The organism is Shinella lacus (genome assembly GCF_010994755.1).
GTDB classification, from domain to species: domain Bacteria; phylum Pseudomonadota; class Alphaproteobacteria; order Rhizobiales; family Rhizobiaceae; genus Shinella; species Shinella lacus.
In genome coordinates this window covers 82,938-100,140 of sequence record NZ_WHSB02000014.1, presented here as the reverse complement: position 1 = coordinate 100,140, position 17,203 = coordinate 82,938, and the positions used below count along the sequence as shown (strand labels likewise).

At 65.4% G+C, this 17,203-nt stretch carries 19 protein-coding genes; 3 read left to right on the top strand and 16 right to left on the bottom strand.

Annotation, left to right across the window (positions count from 1 at the left end; all coding sequences use genetic code 11):
• Nucleotides 1-13 precede the first annotated feature (13 nt).
• The 9 genes from GB927_RS27120 to GB927_RS27080 all read right to left on the bottom strand — a co-directional run bounded on the left by GB927_RS27120 (nucleotide 14) and on the right by GB927_RS27080 (nucleotide 9,903).
• The gene (locus GB927_RS27120; protein WP_256120350.1) at nucleotides 14-985 is read right to left on the bottom strand and encodes a cupin domain-containing protein; all 972 of its coding nucleotides are present in this window, start codon (nucleotides 983-985) and stop codon (nucleotides 14-16) included.
• A gap of 74 nt (nucleotides 986-1,059) precedes the next feature.
• Nucleotides 1,060-2,088, bottom strand: coding sequence for a LacI family DNA-binding transcriptional regulator (locus GB927_RS27115; RefSeq protein ID WP_256120349.1), 1,029 nt, complete (start codon nucleotides 2,086-2,088; stop codon nucleotides 1,060-1,062).
• Nucleotides 2,088-2,852: an SDR family NAD(P)-dependent oxidoreductase gene (locus GB927_RS27110; protein ID WP_256120348.1), complete on the bottom strand. Its 765-nt coding sequence runs from the start codon at nucleotides 2,850-2,852 to the stop codon at nucleotides 2,088-2,090. Before GB927_RS27110 ends, GB927_RS27115 begins: the two co-directional genes overlap by 1 nt.
• A complete protein-coding gene (gene hisD / locus GB927_RS27105) occupies nucleotides 2,852-4,162 on the bottom strand; it encodes a histidinol dehydrogenase (RefSeq protein ID WP_256120347.1) in 1,311 nt (436 codons plus the stop codon). The genes GB927_RS27110 and hisD overlap by 1 nt, the downstream gene beginning before the upstream one ends.
• A 12-nt stretch (nucleotides 4,163-4,174) precedes the next feature.
• Complete coding sequence (locus GB927_RS27100) at nucleotides 4,175-5,239, bottom strand: ABC transporter ATP-binding protein (RefSeq protein WP_256120346.1); 1,065 nt, start codon at nucleotides 5,237-5,239, stop codon at nucleotides 4,175-4,177.
• A gap of 6 nt (nucleotides 5,240-5,245) precedes the next feature.
• A complete protein-coding gene (locus tag GB927_RS27095) occupies nucleotides 5,246-6,127 on the bottom strand; it encodes a carbohydrate ABC transporter permease (protein ID WP_256120345.1) in 882 nt (293 codons plus the stop codon).
• A 10-nt stretch (nucleotides 6,128-6,137) separates the two neighbouring features.
• On the bottom strand, nucleotides 6,138-7,166 hold the full coding sequence (locus GB927_RS27090; protein ID WP_256120344.1) for a carbohydrate ABC transporter permease: 1,029 nt from the start codon (nucleotides 7,164-7,166) through the stop codon (nucleotides 6,138-6,140).
• Between the two features lie 110 nt (nucleotides 7,167-7,276).
• On the bottom strand, nucleotides 7,277-8,524 hold the full coding sequence (locus tag GB927_RS27085; protein ID WP_256120343.1) for an ABC transporter substrate-binding protein: 1,248 nt from the start codon (nucleotides 8,522-8,524) through the stop codon (nucleotides 7,277-7,279).
• A 170-nt stretch (nucleotides 8,525-8,694) separates the two neighbouring features.
• Nucleotides 8,695-9,903, bottom strand: coding sequence for an ester cyclase (locus GB927_RS27080; protein ID WP_256120342.1), 1,209 nt, complete (start codon nucleotides 9,901-9,903; stop codon nucleotides 8,695-8,697).
• Nucleotides 9,904-10,214: 311 nt separating this feature from the next.
• Between GB927_RS27080 and GB927_RS27075 the strand changes: the two genes are divergently transcribed.
• Together GB927_RS27075 and GB927_RS27070 are read left to right on the top strand one after the other, a co-directional pair.
• On the top strand, nucleotides 10,215-10,514 hold the full coding sequence (locus tag GB927_RS27075; RefSeq protein WP_256120341.1) for an ArsR/SmtB family transcription factor: 300 nt from the start codon (nucleotides 10,215-10,217) through the stop codon (nucleotides 10,512-10,514).
• A gap of 3 nt (nucleotides 10,515-10,517) precedes the next feature.
• Nucleotides 10,518-10,910 (top strand): VOC family protein, encoded by a 393-nt coding sequence (locus GB927_RS27070; protein WP_256120340.1) that lies wholly within the window; start codon nucleotides 10,518-10,520, stop codon nucleotides 10,908-10,910.
• Nucleotides 10,911-10,927: 17 nt separating this feature from the next.
• Here GB927_RS27070 and scpB read toward each other — a convergent pair whose 3' ends face one another.
• Together scpB and GB927_RS27060 are read right to left on the bottom strand one after the other, a co-directional pair.
• Nucleotides 10,928-11,596 carry an SMC-Scp complex subunit ScpB gene (scpB, locus tag GB927_RS27065; protein ID WP_256120339.1) on the bottom strand — a complete coding sequence of 223 codons (669 nt, stop codon included), beginning with the start codon at nucleotides 11,594-11,596 and terminating at the stop codon, nucleotides 10,928-10,930.
• Between the two features lie 2 nt (nucleotides 11,597-11,598).
• Nucleotides 11,599-12,552 carry a DUF1403 family protein gene (locus tag GB927_RS27060; RefSeq protein ID WP_256120338.1) on the bottom strand — a complete coding sequence of 318 codons (954 nt, stop codon included), beginning with the start codon at nucleotides 12,550-12,552 and terminating at the stop codon, nucleotides 11,599-11,601.
• Between the two features lie 125 nt (nucleotides 12,553-12,677).
• Here GB927_RS27060 and GB927_RS27055 point away from each other — a divergent pair, with 125 nt between their 5' ends.
• Nucleotides 12,678-13,772 carry a tyrosine-type recombinase/integrase gene (locus tag GB927_RS27055; RefSeq protein WP_256120337.1) on the top strand — a complete coding sequence of 365 codons (1,095 nt, stop codon included), beginning with the start codon at nucleotides 12,678-12,680 and terminating at the stop codon, nucleotides 13,770-13,772.
• Nucleotides 13,773-13,869: 97 nt separating this feature from the next.
• On the opposite strand, the gene GB927_RS27050 is transcribed toward GB927_RS27055, so the two are convergent.
• The 5 genes from GB927_RS27050 to GB927_RS27030 all read right to left on the bottom strand — a co-directional run bounded on the left by GB927_RS27050 (nucleotide 13,870) and on the right by GB927_RS27030 (nucleotide 17,200).
• Nucleotides 13,870-14,307, bottom strand: a complete 438-nt coding sequence (locus tag GB927_RS27050) for a type II toxin-antitoxin system VapC family toxin (protein WP_256120336.1) — start codon at nucleotides 14,305-14,307, stop codon at nucleotides 13,870-13,872.
• Nucleotides 14,307-14,549: a type II toxin-antitoxin system Phd/YefM family antitoxin gene (locus GB927_RS27045; RefSeq protein ID WP_256120335.1), complete on the bottom strand. Its 243-nt coding sequence runs from the start codon at nucleotides 14,547-14,549 to the stop codon at nucleotides 14,307-14,309. The genes GB927_RS27050 and GB927_RS27045 overlap by 1 nt, the downstream gene beginning before the upstream one ends.
• Before the next feature lie 332 nt (nucleotides 14,550-14,881).
• Complete coding sequence (locus tag GB927_RS27040; RefSeq protein ID WP_256120334.1) at nucleotides 14,882-15,829, bottom strand: choline ABC transporter substrate-binding protein; 948 nt, start codon at nucleotides 15,827-15,829, stop codon at nucleotides 14,882-14,884.
• Nucleotides 15,830-15,875: 46 nt separating this feature from the next.
• Nucleotides 15,876-16,706, bottom strand: coding sequence for an SDR family NAD(P)-dependent oxidoreductase (locus tag GB927_RS27035; RefSeq protein WP_256120333.1), 831 nt, complete (start codon nucleotides 16,704-16,706; stop codon nucleotides 15,876-15,878).
• A complete protein-coding gene (locus GB927_RS27030) occupies nucleotides 16,703-17,200 on the bottom strand; it encodes an acetone carboxylase subunit gamma (RefSeq protein ID WP_256120332.1) in 498 nt (165 codons plus the stop codon). Before GB927_RS27030 ends, GB927_RS27035 begins: the two co-directional genes overlap by 4 nt.
• Nucleotides 17,201-17,203 lie beyond the last annotated feature (3 nt).

The following is a 17,203-nucleotide window of genomic DNA, read 5'->3' as shown; positions in this document are numbered from 1 at the left end:
GAATTGCTCTATATCACCCGCGCCAGGTGAGCCCGGCCTTGTCCCCCGTCGAGACGACGCGGTAGAGGCTGGCTTCGCCGGTCATCGACGGCACCAGGCTGTGCTTCAGGCCGGGGGGGACCGCGCAGGTATCGCCCGGTGCCAGCACCGCTTCGCCGCCCTCCCAGCCGAGTTTCCAATGGCCGCGCATCACCATCAGCACCTCGTGGCGCTCGTTGGTATAGGCGTCTTCCGGAATGGAGCCGCGGGTGAGCAGTTCTACGTCGAAGCCGGGCTTGTCGCGCAGCAGGGCATTTTCGCCGATCACCCGGGCCGGTGCCTTCTGCGCCAGCGCCATCAGGTCCCAGTAGCGGGCGACATAGTCGCGCACCACGTCCGTCACCGGCGTTTCCGGGAAGGCCTTCAGCTCTTCGTCGGTGAGGAGCGGCATGGGCTTGATGCCGTCGGGCAGCGCCTGGCCCTTCTTGCTGTCATAGAGCTTGCCGTTCTCGCCGAGCACCAGGCCGTGCGCCTTCGCGTCCTCGATGACCTGCGGCGCCCAGATGACGCCGCCGCCGGCATCGTCGCCGCCGAGGATCGCCATGATCATCCCGTAATCCGTGCCGATATTCTCGAAGCCGCGGAAGATGCCGGTCGGGATGTTGAAGATGTCGCCCTCTTCCAGCACCACTTCGCCGGCCGTGCCGTAGCGGCCCCAGAAGAAGCGCCACCGGCCCTTCAGCACGAAGAACACTTCGGCCGTGCGGTGCGAATGCAGCGAGTTGCGGCATTTCGGCGGCTGGCCGGCGGCGCCGATGTTGAAGCCGGGCGTGTCCTTGATGTGGACATGCTGGTCCGGGCTTTCCGAGACGCCGCCGCCGATGATCGTAAAATTTTCCTTGCTGTTCGAGCCCGGCGTGTGGGCGTCGATGAAGGCGGTGCGGCAGGGCTTCAATTCGCCGTAGCGGACGATGCGTTTTTCCATTTCCGTCTGGGAGATCTGCATGTTTCAGCCTTTCATACGTATGCAAAATGGGTTGCGGACAAGGTTTGCCCGTCCCCCTGTCGGGGGGCGGCTGGCTAGCGTGTCTCGTCTGTCGGAGTCTTCTGGGCGGTCGAGCCGCGTTGCACGAGGGTGCCGTCGAGGATGACGCGGCGCGCGGCGCCCTCGCCTTCCTTGATGCTCTGCATCAGCGTCGCCACCGTCTCGGCGACCATGTCGTCGACATTCTGGCGGATGGTCGTGAGGTTATAGGCCGGCCAGCGCGCCGGCGGCACGTCGTCGAAGCCGACGACCGAGACGTCGCCGGGAATGGCGAGCCCGAGCTCGAAGCGCAGCACATCCATCACGGCGAAGGCCATGTGGTCGTTGCAGACGAAGACGGCGTCCGGCCGGTCCGGTCCGGCGAACATGCGCCGTGCGGCCGCCTGCGCCTCGTCATAGCGGAAATTGCCGACCCCGCGGGCAAAGAGCGTCAGCCCCGCCGCCTCCAGCCCCTCGCAAAAACCCTGCTCGCGGTCGCGCTGCGTCGAGGCGCCCTCGAAGCCGGCGATGTAGCCGCAGCGGGTGTGGCCGAGCGAGACGAGCAGGTCGGCCAGCGCCCGGCCGCCGGCGCGGTTGTCGGAGGTGACGGCGGAAAGCCGCACATCGTCCTGCAGGCGGTTGAACAGCACGATCGGCACGCCCGACGCGTGGCAGCGCGCCGCAAGCTCGGAGGACATGTTGGCGGAAGCGAGCACGATGCCGTCCACCTGGTAATCGAGGATCTCCTGGGTGATCTGGTCGACATTTTCCGACGCGATCGAGGAGATGAAGACCAGCACATGGTAGCCCTGGTCCTGAAGCGCCTTCGACAGGCGCTCCACCACCTCCGGGTAGAAGTAGTTCTCAAGGTAGGCGACGACGAGGCCGATGATGCGGCTGCGGCCGGTGATCAGCGAGCGGGCGAGCACGTTCGGCCGGTAGCCGAGTTCTTCCGCCGCCGCCCGGATCTTCTCCGCCGTCTTCTTCGACACCGAGGTCCCCGGCGTGAAATACCGCGAGACCGCCGACTGGCTCACACCCGCAAGCCGCGCAACATCGTTCGACGTGACCTTGTCGTTTGCCATCAGTCCGCTGTCCAACCCCCATCAACCATCAGCGCCGTCCCCGTCACCATCGCCGCGGCATCGCCGGCAAGATAGGTGACGGCGGCCATAATGTCTTCCACGCGACCGATGCGCCCGAGCTTGATTTTCTGCGTTATCCACTGCACCCGCTCGGGATTGGCGAAGGTCTGCTCGGTGAGCGGGGTGCGGATGAAGGTCGGGCAGATCGTGTTTACCCGGATGCCGTGCGGCCCCCATTCGATCGCCATGGACTTGGTGAAGCCCTCGACGGCATGTTTGGTGGCGGCGTAGACCGCCCGGTCGATGCCGCCGACATGGGCCATCTGCGAGGAGACGTTGATCAGCGAGCCGGGCTGGCCGGCTTCAATCAGCCCCTTCGCCACCGCGCGGGTGAGGAAATAGGCGCCGCGCCCGTTGAGATCGAAGACGGCGTCGAAATCCGCCGGGCTCGTCGCCACCGCCGGGCCATGACGGGCGATGCCGGCGCTGTTGACCAGCACATGGAACGGCCCGTGCGCGGCAATTGCCGCCTCGGTGGCCTCGACATCGGCGACATCCAGCACCAGCGATTCGGCCGAAAAGCCTTCCGCGCGGATCGCCTCCACCGCCTCGCCGAGCTTTTCCGCCGAGCGCGCCGACAGCACCACATGCGCGCCCGCCTCCGCCAGGGCCACCGCGCAGCCGAAGCCGATGCCGGAGGAAGCACCGGCCACCAGCGCGCGTTTGCCGTCGAGGCGGAAGGAGGGCGTGCGGGGAATCTCCATCAGGCGGCAGCCTCCCCATAAGGAATGTTGCGCCCGCCATAGCGGCGCACGCGCACATTCGCCTGTTCGGCATGGCCGACGAAACCTTCGAGCAGGCACAGCCGCGAGCAATAGGCGCCGACTTCGGCCGCCGCCGCGTCGGTCGTCACACGCTGGTAGGAATGGGTTTTCAGGAATTTGCCGACCCAGAGACCGCCGGTATAGCGCCCGGCCTTCTTGGTCGGCAGCGTGTGGTTGGTGCCGATCACCTTGTCGCCATTGGCGACATTGGTGCGCGGGCCGAGGAACAGCGCGCCGTAGGAATGCATGTTCTCCAGGAACCAGTCGTCGCGGTCGGTCATCACCTGAACGTGCTCGGAGGCGATGTCGTTGGCGACCTCCAGCATCTCCTCATAGGTGTCGCAGACGATGACCTCGCCATAGTCGCGCCAGGAGGCGGTGGCGGTTTCCGTGGTCGGAATGATCGAAAGGATGCGGTCGATCTCCTCCAGCGTCTGCCGCGCCAGCTTGTCCGAATTGGTCAGCAGGACGGAGGGCGAATTGTAGCCGTGTTCGGCCTGGCCGATGAGGTCCGTGGCGCACATTTCCGCGTCCACCGTCTCGTCGGCGATCACCATGGTCTCGGTCGGGCCGGCGAAGAGGTCGATGCCGACGCGGCCGTAGAGCTGGCGCTTGGCCTCGGCGACGAAGGCATTGCCGGGGCCGACCAGCATGTCGACCGGCTTGATCGTCTCGGTGCCGAGCGCCATGGCGCCGACGGCCTGCATGCCGCCGAGCACGTAGATCTCATGCGCGCCCGCCTTGTGCATGGCGGCGACGATCGCCGGATGGGGCTCGCCCTTCTGCGGTGGGGCGGAGGCCACGATGCGCGGCACGCCAGCAACGGACGCCGTCAGCACCGACATATGGGCCGACGCCACCATCGGGAACTTGCCGCCCGGCACATAGCAGCCGACCGACTGCACCGGAATGTTGCGGTGGCCAAGGATCACGCCGGGCATGGTCTCCACCTCGATGTCGATCATCGAGGCGCGCTGCGCTTCTGCGAAGCGGCGGATCTGCGTCTGGGCGAAATCGATATCGGCCATGTCGCGCGCCGAGACCTTGGAGATGGCGGCCTCGATCTCGGAGGCGCTCAGCCGGAAGGACGGCGGCGAGAACTTGTCGAACTTCTCCGAAAGATCGCGCACGGCCGCATCGCCCCGCGTCTCGATATCCTTCAGCGTCGCCTCGACCACGGCGCGGACCTTGGTGTCGTCCTCGGAGCGCTGCGCCTCGGGCTTGCCGCGTTTGAGATAGGTAACGGTCATGAAAGTCTTCCCTTAGTTGCTCTGGGGCCGCGCGATCCGCACACCGGTCTTGCTGTCGAACAGGTGACAGATCGCGGCCGGGATGGCGGCATGCAGGAGATCGCCGATGGCGGCGCGGTATTCCTTGCCGGACTTGATGGAGACGAGCTGGTCGCCGATGCGGAAGCTCGCCATGGTGGCCTCGCCGAGCAGCTCCATCGAATAGACGTCCGCGCCAAGCTCGCCGCCTTCGGAGACGAGCGTCGCATCCTCGGCGCGAAAGCCGAGCGTCACCGGACCCTTCACATTGGCCTGGAGGCCGCCGATGGTGATGCCGGGGCCACGAAACGTGCCGTTCTCGATATCGCCGGACACGAGGTTCATGGCCGGCGAACCGATGAAGGAGGCGACGAAGGTGTTGGCGGGGTTGTCGTAGATTTCCGTCGGCGTGCCGACCTGCTGGACGAGGCCCTTGTTCATCACCACCACCCGGTCGGCGAGCGTCATCGCCTCGATCTGGTCATGGGTGACGTAGATGGTCGTGACCTTCAGCGTGTGCTGGAGGTTCTTGATCTGGGCGCGGGTGGAGACGCGCAGCTTCGCATCGAGGTTGGACAGCGGCTCGTCCATCAGGAAGGCCGCCGGCTGGCGCACGATGGCGCGGCCGAGCGCCACGCGCTGGCGCTGGCCCCCCGACAGGGCCGCCGGCCGGCGTTCCAGGAAGTCGACGAGCTCCACCATGCGCGCGGCCTGCATGACCTTCTCGTGATGCAGCTCCTTCGGCACTTTTCGCACGCGCAGCGGAAAGCGGATGTTTTCGTAGACGGTCATGTTGGGATAGAGGCCGTAGCTCTGGAACACCATGGAGATGTCGCGGTCCTTCGGCTCCAGCTTGTTGACCATGCGGTCGCCGAGCCAGATCTCGCCCTCGCTGATGTCTTCCAGCCCGGCGATCATGCGCATGGTCGTCGTCTTGCCGCAGCCGGAGGGGCCGAGCAGGACCAGGAATTCCTGGTCGCCGATATCGAGGTTGAAATTGTCGACGCCCACGAAATTGTGCCAACGCTTCGATACGTTCTTGAGGCGGATTTCGGCCATTTGCGATTATCCCTTCACGGCGCCGGCGGTGAGGCCGCTGACGATCTGACGTTGGAAGAACAGGACCAGCACGAAGAGCGGCGCGGTCGCGGAGACCACGGCGGCGACGGCGAACATGACGTTGCCCTCCTGCTGGATCGTGCCGAGGAAGCTCGCGATCTTCGGCACCATGGTCTGGTTGGGCTGGGAGAGCAGCATCGCGGTCACGGCGAAGTCGTTATAGGCGAGCAGGAACGAAAACAGGCCGGTGGTGATGACGCCCGGCCACATGACCGGGATGACCACCAGGCGGAAGGCCTGGAAGCGCGAGCAGCCGTCGACCATCGCGCTCTCGTCGAGGTCTTTCGGGATCGACAGGAAGAATGAGTGCAGCATCCACAGCGTGAACGGCTGGTTGATGGCGACCAGCACGATGATGGCGGTCGGCATGTAGCCCCAGATGTTCATCTCGAAGAACGGCAGCAGGTAGCCCGAGACCAGGGTGATATGCGGCATGGCGCGAAACACCAGCGCCAGCATCAGCAGCCAGAACGTATAGCGGTAGCCGGAGCGCGCCAGCGCATAACCGCCGAGCGTGCCGAAGGTCAGCGACACGACCACCACCGAGACGGTGACGATCACCGTGTTGACCACCGAGGAGAAGAAGTCGCGCAGCACCCAGGCGCCGTAATAGCCGTCGCCGGTGAAGGCGGAGCCGGTCTGGGCGATCGTGCGCGTACCTTCGATGGCGAACCACCAGCTGTCGCGCGAGAAAAAGTCCTGCTCGACCTTGAACGATCCCCAGACCGTCCAGATGAAGGGGAAGGCCGCCACGAACACCCAGAGGAGCACGAAGCCCGTGGAAAGCGCTGCCAGTGGCAGGGGCAGTCTGCGTTTTGTCGCAATCATCGCGGCGCCCTCATCGACGGTTGAAGTCTCGCCAGGTGCGCACCAGCACCGGCGAAAGAAGAATGATCACGCCGACGATGGTCAGCATCGAAGTGGCCGCCGCCGAGCCGAAGAGCTGGTCGACCTGGCCGCGCAGGTCGTTGAAGATCGACCAGGAGAGCGAGGTGGCATTGGCCTCCGCGCTGAAGCCGACGATCGGTTCGAAGACGCGGAAATTGTCCATGAGCTGCACCAGCCCGACGAAGGTGGCGAGCGGCATGAGATGCGGGATCACCACGAAGCGGATGCGCTCCCAGCGGTTGGCCCCGTCGATCATCGCGGATTCCAGCGTGTCGTGCGGCACCGTCTGCAGGCCGGCATAGAAGACGACGAAGGAGAAGGGCGCATTGTGCCAGATGCCGTAGACGAGCAGCGTGATCCAGGTCATCGCCGCCGACGACTTCAGCGACAGCGTCGGATCGTTCAGCAGCGTTTGCAGCGTGGCGCCGAGAATGCCCTGCGAGGAGGCCATCCAGTAGACGATGAGCGCGCCCACCAGCGGCGTGACGATCATCGGCAAAAGCGAGAAGAAGATCACCGGCCCCTTGTAGAAGGGCGGAATGGCGTCGACGCCGAGCGCAATGCAGAAGCCGAGCAGCATGGCGAACGGCGTCACCACGAACGTGTAGGTGAGCGTGAAGGCGAGTGCGCGGTAGAAGGGCAGGTTGTAGATGCGCGCGGCGGCATCCTTGAAGCCGGCATTGTCGGACAGGATCGCGCCGATCTCGCTGACGGCCAGGTGGTTGCGGTCGAGATAGGTGCCGAAGCCGTTGAAGCGGCCGAGGGGCTCCTCGTTGCGCAGCTTCTCGGTTGCCTCCGCGTCGACGCGCGTCTCCTTGGTGCAGCCGGCAAAGGGCGTGCAGGTCTCGACCTCGGTCACGACCCGCTCGTGCTGGACATAAAACGACTGCACCGCGACCGAGATGATCGGCAAGGCGATGAAGAGCAGCATCGCCACGAGCGACGGCATGATGAAGGCAAAAAAAGCCCTGTGCGGCATGCGCCTTCTCCTTGCTCAAAGTTCCGTGTTGCATGGATCCCGTGGGGCGCGGGACGTATCGGCGGCAAGACCTGCGGGAGCGCCGGAGGGGCCAGCGCTCCCGCCGGGCCTCACTTCAGGAAGCCACCCTCGCGGGCGGCCGCACTATAGGATGCCTCGACATCCTTCAGCGCCTCTTCGGCACTTTCGCGCCCCTGCATGAACTCCGCCAGTTCCGAGCCGAGCGCGGAATGCAGGAGGCCCATATAGGGCATCATCGGATAGGGCTTCGCACCGCCGGTGGCGGTTTCCAGCACGCCGACCGCGACGGGGCCGGGCTTGTAGTCCTTGGTGAGCCACGTCGCGAGGTTCGGGTTCTGCTGCCCGACCTCCGGCCGGATGGCATAGACCATGGCGCGGAAGGAGGCTTCCGCGTCCTCGTCGGAAATGTTCCTGGCAATCGAGAAGCCGTCCCACCAGAGCGCGCCCGCCGGCGTCGAGCCGCCGCCGACCGTGGGGGCCGCCGCCAGCACCGTGTTGTTGGCGATCTCGGCCGGCGTCTTGGCCGGGTCGATCACGCCGCTGGCCAGCGACCCCCAGCCGTTGACGATCGCCGCCTTGCCGGCGACATAGACCTTGATGATCTCGTCGGCATTGTAGGTCATGTAGTCGGGGTTCATATATTCGGTCATCGCCTTCATGGTGGCGAGCGTGGCGAGGCCCTTCTCGTTGTTGATGGCGGCAGCCGCCGAACCCGGCGCGAAAAGCTCGCCGCCGTAACCCAGATACATGTTGACGAATTCCGCCGCGAGGTCCCAGCCGGCCTTGTCGGAGGCGGCGAGCGGATACTCCATCAGGCCCTTTTCCTTGATGACCTTGGCGGCCGCCAGCACGTCCTCATAGGATTTAGGCGGTTGGAGTCCGGCCTTTTCCAGAATGTCCTTGCGGAAGAACAGGTGTTGCGAATTGCCCATGAAGGCGATCGCCATCACCTTGCCGTCGAGCTTGATGAGCTGCGTCGGCTGGAGATCCTGGCCATACTTCGCGACGAGATCGTCGAGCGGCCGCAAGAGCCCTTCGTTGAGGAGCGGCACGATCGAATTGTTGGCGATGACGGCGACGGTATATTCGGCCGGGTTGATCTTCAGCGCCGGCACCTGGAGGTTCTTGTGCTCGGTCGTCTGGTTCATGCTGACCTTGACCGTCGCGGAAGCGCATTTTTCCGCTTCCGCGCCGACGAGGCGCAGCGCCTCGAAATCGTTGGAAAGGATGCGCACGGAGCCCTTCTCGATGCCACAGTCGGCCCTGGCGGGCTGAGCCGCCACCAGGCCTGCGACGAGGAGGGCAGCGGTCGATGCGAAGAGTGTCGATTTTCTCATGTTCCCACTTTCTTTGTTGGCGGCGCGCCTCGCCTGGAGGCGGACGCCGCATTGCTCCCGCGCCTTTTTCCGGCGCTTCATGTCGTCATGATAGGCAATTTGCATACGTATGCAAGTAATTTCGCAAGCGTATGCAAAATTCTTGGCCGAGGCCCTGCGAGGCCCTGCGACTAGCGCAGGACTTGGATGAGCACGCCGAATTCGTTGAAGGTCGTCCACTCCTTGGTGACGCGGTTGCCCTCGATCAGCCAGTGCGTGATGCCCCAGATATTGACCTCGCGGCCCGTCGGCTCGCCGTAGCGGCCAAGCCCGCGATGGGTGCCGGTCATCGACCAGCGGGTGGCGACGACGAAACCTTCCTGCGCATTGCCCATCCAGTAGAGGTCGTCCACCGAATAGAGCACGTCCGGGAACATGGCGAGCTGCGACAGCATGAACGAGCGAAGCTGCCCCGTCCCGCGGAAGATGCGGCTGCCGGTCTGCTGCGAGACGATGCCGGGATGATAGACCTGGTCGAGCGCGCCGAGATTGCGCCGGTTCCACATCGTGTGCAGCGCGGCGCGCACGAACTCTTCCGGATTGTCGCGGATCTCCGTTGGCACCGTCACCTTTTCCGGCTTGCCCTGCCCCACCGTGCGCTTCGGCTCGCCGCCGAGGAAGTCGCGCGGCAGGCCGGCCGTCACGCCGGAAGAGGCCGCGCGCTTGGCCGTCTCGACCACGTCGAAGCCGAGCTGCTTGACCACCTCCGCCGTGTCATAGACGACGTGCTCGTAGAAGATCTCGTTGTCGCGGGCGACACAGTTCGCCATGCAGAGGAACTGCACGCGGCGCCCGGTCGGCGCGCCGTAGCGGCTGAAGCCGGTATTGGTGCCGATGATCTGCGAGCGGTGCGAGGTGTGAAAACCGATCGCGTCGTCGCCGGCCCAGACCACGTCTTCCGCAACGATGCGGATATCGGGAAAGGCATTGTTCAGCGAAGTCGTGTCTGCGACGATCTTGTCGCGGCCCACCTGAAGGGCGAGATCGTCCCACACCAGACAGTCATGGCTATAGGTATCGTAGATATAGCCGATGTCCTTTTCTTCCCAGATCTGGTGCGTGATGCGGATGATGTAGTCGATGATATTGGCATATTGCGGCTCGAAGCCGGTCAGCCGCTGCTTGACCAGATGGTCCGGCGAACGCCCGATGAAGGCATCCGTGCCGCCGCGCCGGTAGGCGTCGAGCGAGATCGCATAATCGCGCGGCATGTGCTCGGGCGACAGCGGCCGGAACCGCGACCGGCCCTGCTTGGCCTCCGTGCGCCCCTTGGCGGCAGGCGCCTCCTCGTTGGTCAGGGCCTGCTTGCCGACGACCTTTCCCGACTGCTCGTTCATCATCTTCCCTCGTTTTGCATTCGTATGCATAAATAAACACGAGATGCGCGATCGGTCAACAGAAAATGACTGTTCGGTCATAAAGTTTCTGCTTCCACAGTGATCGACAGGGTAAAAACCGTGACCGCAGCTCATTTTACCACAAGCCCCTCCGGAGCGTCAGGATGGAAAATTGCCCGGAAAGCCGGACTTCCGCGGCCGAAGATCCGGGCAAAACGCCATGCGAAACGGAAAAAATCCGGCCAGAAGATTGACCGAACAGTCAGAACAACGCGCCGGTTGACATGCAATAAAATCATTGCATATTAATCCGCATGGAACCCGAGCAGATTGACCGGATCTTCAAGGCGCTCGCCGACCCGACCCGCCGGCGGATCATCGACCAGTTGCGCGCCCGGCCGGACCAGTCGCTGTTCCAGATCTGCGCCGGCGCCTTTGCGAGCGACGGCAAGACGCTGTCGCGCCAGGCGACGAGCCAGCATCTCGACATGCTGGAGGCGGCCGGGCTCATCCGCGTCTCCTGGTCGGGCCGAACGAAAATCCACGCGCTCGACCTCGCCCCCCTGCGCGCGGCGACGCAGGACTGGCTGCAACAACACCTTCAGGAGGAATGAACCATGCGGATCTACGTCATGAGCGTGCTGGTCGACGACCAGGCGAAGGCGCTCGATTTCTACACAAACAAGCTCGGCTTCCAGATCAAGAACGACGTGCCCGTCGGCGAATACCGCTGGCTCACCGTCGTCTCGCCGGAAGACCCCGCCGGCACCGAGCTGCTGCTGGAGCCGAGCGAGCACCCCGCCGCAAGACCCTTCAAGACCGCGCTCGTCGAGGACGGCATCCCCGCCGTCTCCTTCCAGGTCGACGATCTGCATGCCGAATATGAAAAGCTGCGCGAGCGCGGCGTGCGCTTCACCCAGGAGCCGATGGATGCCGGCCCGGTGCTGATGGCGATCTTCGACGACACCTGCGGCAATCTGATCCAGCTCGTCGAGATGACCGGCAAATAGGTAACTGAGGGATTGTCCTATTCGTCGTCGGGATTGTCGTCGGTGGTCCCGAGCGGCACGTCCGCCGCCATTTCCTGCCGGCTGAGCAGCCCGGCATCCTCCAGCGCCTCGATGTCCGGAAGGTCGCGCAGCGTCTTGAGGCCGAAGGCGGCGAGGAACTGCCGCGTCGTCACATAGGTATAGGGCGCGCCCGGCGAGGGGCTGCGCGGCCCGGAGGCGATGAAGCCCGCCCCCCGCAGCGACGCGATCGTATCGCGCGACACGTCCTTGCCGAATATCTTCGACAGTTCGCTGCGGGTGATGGGCTGGTAATAGCCGACCGCCATCAGCACCATTGCCTCGAATTGCGACAGGCTCGGCATCATCGAGCGGGTGGTTGCGGCAGAGGCCCGGATGGTTCCCGCGTAGCGCGTGCGCGTTCGATGCTGCCAGCCGCCCGCGACCGCGACGATCTCGTAGGGCCGGTCGCCGAGGTCTTCCTTGAGGTCGTCGATCAGCAGGTCGATGCTGCAATCCTTGCCCACCACGCGGGCCAGCGTCTCGCGGCCGACGGGCTCTTCCGAGGCGAAGATCACCGCCTCGATGCGCAGCATCCATTCCCGCCAGCGCATCGGCGCCGGCAGATCCTCCAGCTCCCGGTCAAACAGCCGTTCGCTCGCCGCACTCGCTTTCAGTCGTCCGGCCATCGTCACAACCCGAAAATGCGGAACGACGACCGTCCCGACAATTCACGCACCGCGCCAAAGCTCTCCAGCCGTTCGAACAGCCGGGTGCTCGCCCAGCGCGACAGGTTCATGCCCGGCGCCGAGGCCGCCACGGCATCCTCCTCCAAAAGCTTGCGGATCACCGCCCCGCCGCCCTTGGTGCGCACCTTCGGGGCGACTTCGACCAGCCGGTCGGCGCGGCGCGCAATGTCGTTTGCCGCGCGCAATGCCCCGCCGGCCCCCTCCACCAGCGCCAGGCAGACGGCGCGCGGGAAGGCGGGCTCGCCCGGCCGCACGCGCCCCCTGCCCCCGAGCGTCTTGAAGGCCGGCCCGTAGCGCTCCGCCATCAGCAGCGGCAGGGCGCGCGGCCATTTCAGCGTTTCGGCGATGACGGCATCGGCCAGCATCCAGGCGAGCGGCTCGGCATCCGGACGCCCGGCATGGATGGCCGAGACGAGGTCCGCCGCCGCGAAGGGCGCCGGGCGGGCGGACTGGAGCGCCGTATCCACATGGTCGACGGCCGCGGCAAGCTGCTCGTCCCAGGCAAGGCCGAGAAGGTCGGCCAGTTCGGCGATCGCCTTCGACGAAAAGGCCGCCTTGCGCGACGAAATCCTTTTGAAGGCGAGCAGCACTTTGCCGGCCGGCCCCGCATCGTCCCCCGCCGCGGTCAGCAACACCGCGTCGCGCAACGCCGCCTCTTCCTCGTTGCGGCCCATCAGCCGCACCGCCGCCGCCGCGCAGGCCAGCGCTTGGCGCGAACGCCAGCAGCCGAGCCAGACCGGCTCCGCCCGCACGAGGTCGTCCAGCGCTTTCAGGGCGATGCCGGCCGAGAAGGCCGCGTCGATCTCGCCCGGCTCGCGCCCGCGCGGCAGAGCCCAGGCGGGCAGGGGGGCGAGCGGCGGCAGGGCCGGAGCGGGTTTGGCAGCGGGCGAATCCATGCGGGCGATGTTACAGGCGCCGTGCGAGGCGCGCCACTCTTTTCCGGCAAAACCGCACGCTAGGGCACAGGGGCATAATGACGGATAACGTTGATTTATCGCTCGCCATGGGCTTTATAGAAAGAATGCCCCGAATCATCGCGCAAAACACCGAAAATCTCGCTGCCGAAGCTGATGTCCCCGAGGATGTTTCGCCGCAGGCGCCTGTGGTGGCGGAGCCCCCTGCCCTGCCCGGCCATCTGCAGGATCTCACCGATCGCGCCCGCTCCTATGTCGAGGCGGCGAGCTCCGCCAACACGCGCAAGGCCTATGCCTCGGACTGGAAGCATTTTTCCGCCTGGTGCCGGCGCCAGAACCTGTCGGTGCTGCCGCCGGATCCGCACATCGTCGGCCTCTACATCACCGCCTGCGCCTCCGGCACGGCGGAGCGTGGCATGAAGGCCAACACGGTCTCGACCATCGAACGCCGCCTCTCCTCGCTCTCCTGGAACTATGCCCAGCGCGGCGGCGAAAGGCTCGACCGCAAGGACCGCGCCATCGCCACCGTGCTCGCCGGCATCCGCAACAAACATGCGGCACCGCCCCGCCAGAAGGAGGCGATCCTGCCGGAAGACCTGATCGCCATGCTGGAGACGCTGGAGCGCGGCACGCTGCGCGGCATGCGCGACCGGGCCATGCTGCTGGTCGGCTTTGCCGGCGGCCTGCGCCGCTCCGAGATCACCGGGCTCGACCTTGCCCGCGACCAGACGGAGGACGGCCGCGGCTGGATCGAGTTTTTCGACAAGGGCCTGCTGGTGTGCCTGCGCGGCAAGACCGGCTGGCGCGAGGTGGAGATCGGCCGCGGCTCGTCGGACGCCACCTGCCCGATCGCGGCCCTCGAAACCTGGATCCGCTTCGCCCGCATCGCCAAAGGTCCCCTCTTCCGCCGGGTGACCGGCCAGGGCAAGGAGGTCGGCCCGGACCGGCTGAACGATCAGGAGATCGCCCGCCTCGTCAAGAAGACCGCCGTCGCCGCCGGCGTCGGCGGCGATCTCTCCGAGGCCGAGCGCGCCCGAAAATTCGCCGGCCATTCGCTGCGCGCCGGCCTCGCCTCCTCGGCGGAAGTCGACGAGCGCCACGTCCAGAAACAGCTCGGCCACACCACCGCCGAAATGACCCGCCGCTACCAACGCCGCCGCGACCGCTTTCGCATCAACCTCACCAAGGCCGCGGGGCTCTGATCTTCAGGGCAGGACTCCGCCTACGGACTGCAGGTATCGCCACACTTCCCTTCTCCCCGCGGGGAGAAGGGAGAACTGCCCCATAAGCGGACCCTGCTCACGGCAGCGGCGGCAGTGCCTTGAAGGGATCGAGCACCGGCACGCCGAGCGGCTCGAAATGGCGGATATTGCGCGTCAACACGGTCAGGCCGTGCACCTCCGCAGTGGCGGCGATGGCGATGTCCTCGAAACCCGGATCATGGGCGCGGGCCTGGTCGAGCATACGCCCTGCAGCGCGCGCGCAGGCGAGGTCGAAGGCCAGCAGCTTGTCCGCATAGAGATATTCGATCGCCTGCCACCAGTCCCTGAGCGCCCGCGCCTTGCTCGTCGCGCCCTCCCGCTCGGCCTTGGTGATGCCGGAGGCGACCTCCGCGGCGGTGACGACGGAGAGGAAGAGCAGAGGGCTCGCCCTGTCCAGCCAGTCGACCAGCGCCCCCTCCCCTCCCCGCTTCGATGGTGCCAGCGCCGAGATGACATTGGTATCGACGAGATACATCAGAGATCGACGGCGCGCGGCGGCTTGCCGGCCCGAGCAGGAATATCGCCCTCCTCGCCGGGAAAGGCGGCCAGCAACTGCCCGAAACTCGGCACATGCGACAGCTTCTCATATTCCTCATAGGACAAAACCACCGCCTGCCGCCGCCCATGCCGGGTGATGACGGCAGGGTTGCCGCGCACCGCCTGATCAACGACCGCCGACAACGTCGCCTTGGCGTCCTTCAACTGGATTTCCCGCATGGCTTTGCCTCATATGACTATAGTAGTCATATAGCGCGCCCGAGACCGAAAGACAAGGAAGTGGCATGACACCCCCCTCTGTCCCGCCGGACATCTCCCCCTCAAGGGGGGAGATATCGGCAAGGGGCAAAAACCCTACTTAAACTGCACCCTCTGTAGAGGGCAAAACGGTGCTCCATCCAATCTCCCCCCTTGAGGGGGAGATGCCCGGCAGGGCAGAGGGGGGTGTTGCTGGCACGCGCGGATTCAACAACCCGCACCTTGAAAAGCCAGCGACTTCACCGAAGAGGCTGGATTCAAGATATCCTCTCACCCAGCCCCCGCCAAAAACATCACCCGTTGAGCAACCCGCCCACCGCTTCCGCCGCTGGCTTGCCGTCAATGGTGGTCACGCCCTCCAGCCACGGCGTCACCGCGTCGGGATGCGCCTTCAGCCATTCGGTTGCCGCCGCCTCGGCGTCCTTGCCGTCGTTCAGGATGGCGCCCATGATTTCGTTTTCCATGGGCAGCGTGAAGCGCAGGTTGGTGACGAATTTTGCGACGTTCGGGCATTCGGCCGCGTAGCCGGCGCGGATGTTGGTGTAGATGTCGGCGCCGCCGTAGTTGGGGCCGAAATAGTCGTCGCCGCCGGAGAGATAGTCGATCTGGTAGACCGAGTTCATCGGGTGCGGCGCCCAGCCGAGGAAGACGATCCACTGCTTTTCGCCGATCGCCCGGCCGACTTCCGCCAGCATGCCCTGCTCCGAGCTTTCGATGAGCTCCCAGTCGGCGAGGCCGAAGGCCTTCTTGTCGATCATCTCGGTGATCATGCGGTTGCCGTTGTTGCCGGGCTCGATGCCGTAGATCTTGTTGCCGAATTTGTCGGCGAATTTCTGCAGGTCGGCGAAATCCTTGACGCCGGCATCGGAGACATATTTCGGCACGGCGAAGGTGTATTTGGCGCCCGTCAGGTTCGGGCCGAAGACCTCGATCGACTTGTCTTCGAGGAAGGGCTTGCGGTCGGCCTCCATGCTGGGCTGCCAGTCGCCGAGATAGACGTCGATGTCCTTGTTCTTCATGCTGGTATAGGTGACGGGGATGGAGAGCAGCTTGCTCTCCGGCGCGTAGCCCAGCGCCTGGAGGATCGCCGAGGCGACGGCGGTGGTGGAGGTGATGTCGGTCCAGCCGACATCGGAGAAGCGCACGGCCTTGCAGCTTTCCGGATCGGCCGCATGCGCGGTGGCGAAGGTCGAAAGCAGTCCGGCAGTCATGGCAAGCGTTGCGATTACATATCTTGGCATTTGCTGTTCCCTTTCTTTGTTGTTGGCTTCATGCGAACCGGGCGGCTCACCAGAGTGCGCCGCCCGAGATCTGTATGTTCTCCATGGTGATGCCCCTGGCCCCCTCCCCCGAGAGGAAGACGGCAAGGGCGGCTATTTCGCTCGGCTGGATGATGCGGTTCTGCGGGTTCTGCCGGGCGATATCGGCCATGGCGTCCTCCAGCGTGCGGCCCCCGCCCTCCCGGTCGAGAACCTGCTGGACATTGCGGCGCATCAGTTCCGTCTCCACCCAGGTGGGGCTGATCATCACCGCCGTCACGCCATGCGGCGCCCCCTCCAGCGCCACGCAGCGGGTGAGCCCGAGCAGGCCGGATTTCGAGGCGCAATAGGCGGGGTTGTCCTTCCAGCCGACGGTCGCCGCCGTCGAGCCGATATTGATCACCCGCCCCCATTTGCGGGTCATCATGCCCGGCAGGTAGGTCCGGATCATGCGGAAGGCGCCGTTGAGGTTTGTGTCGATGATCTTCAGCCACAGCTCGTCCGAATGGCCGCTGACCGGCTGTTCGGCCGTGGTGCCCGCCGCATTGACGAGGATATCGGCCGGCCCGCAGGCGGCCTCCGCGGCGGCGGCGAAATCGGCGATGGCCGCGCTGTCGCGCACGTCGAGATGCCCGGCATGCACCTTGGTGCCATGCCGGGCCAGTCGTTCCCGCACGCTGACGATCTCTTCGGGGTCCGGATAGGCGGCGGCGTCGCCCTGCCGCCCCGCCGCTTCGCGCACGAAGGAGCCGACGGCGACATGGGCGCCGGCCCCGGCAAGGGCCTCGGCGATCGCCAGCCCCTGCCCCGTCAACCCGCCGGTGATGACCGCGCTGCGGCCCTTCAGGTTTTCCGTCATGCCGTCTCCTTCAAGGGTGTGCCCAGCCAATCCCTGTAGAACCCTTCGAGGTCCGGCTGGAAATCATGCACGATGGGATAGCCGGGCGCTGCCGCCTCCACCTCGTGCAGGTGGGCGCATTGCGGGCAGAAGAATTCGCGGATCTCCATCCATTCCGGGTCCGGCAGGTCGGAATTGGGGTAGATCTCGCGCAGGCTCTCTTGCGTGTTGCGCACGCTGATCACGGCGTTGAGCTTCCAGTTCTTGCGGTAATCGCCGAAGGAATGGCCGCATTCGCAGCGCGTCACCCGCCCCTCGGCGCTGTCGCAGATGAAAAGCCGGTCGCCGACGGGCAGCAGGATCGGGTCTTCCCAGGCCACGCGATCCTGCAACACGCTGATATATTTTGCGAAACGGTCGTCATCCTTGTAGGCGCTCATGATGCGGCGGGTCTGCGGCCAGGGCAGCGTGCCGTCGACCAGTTCGCGGATGGTTTCCTTGGAATAGGCACTCATGGC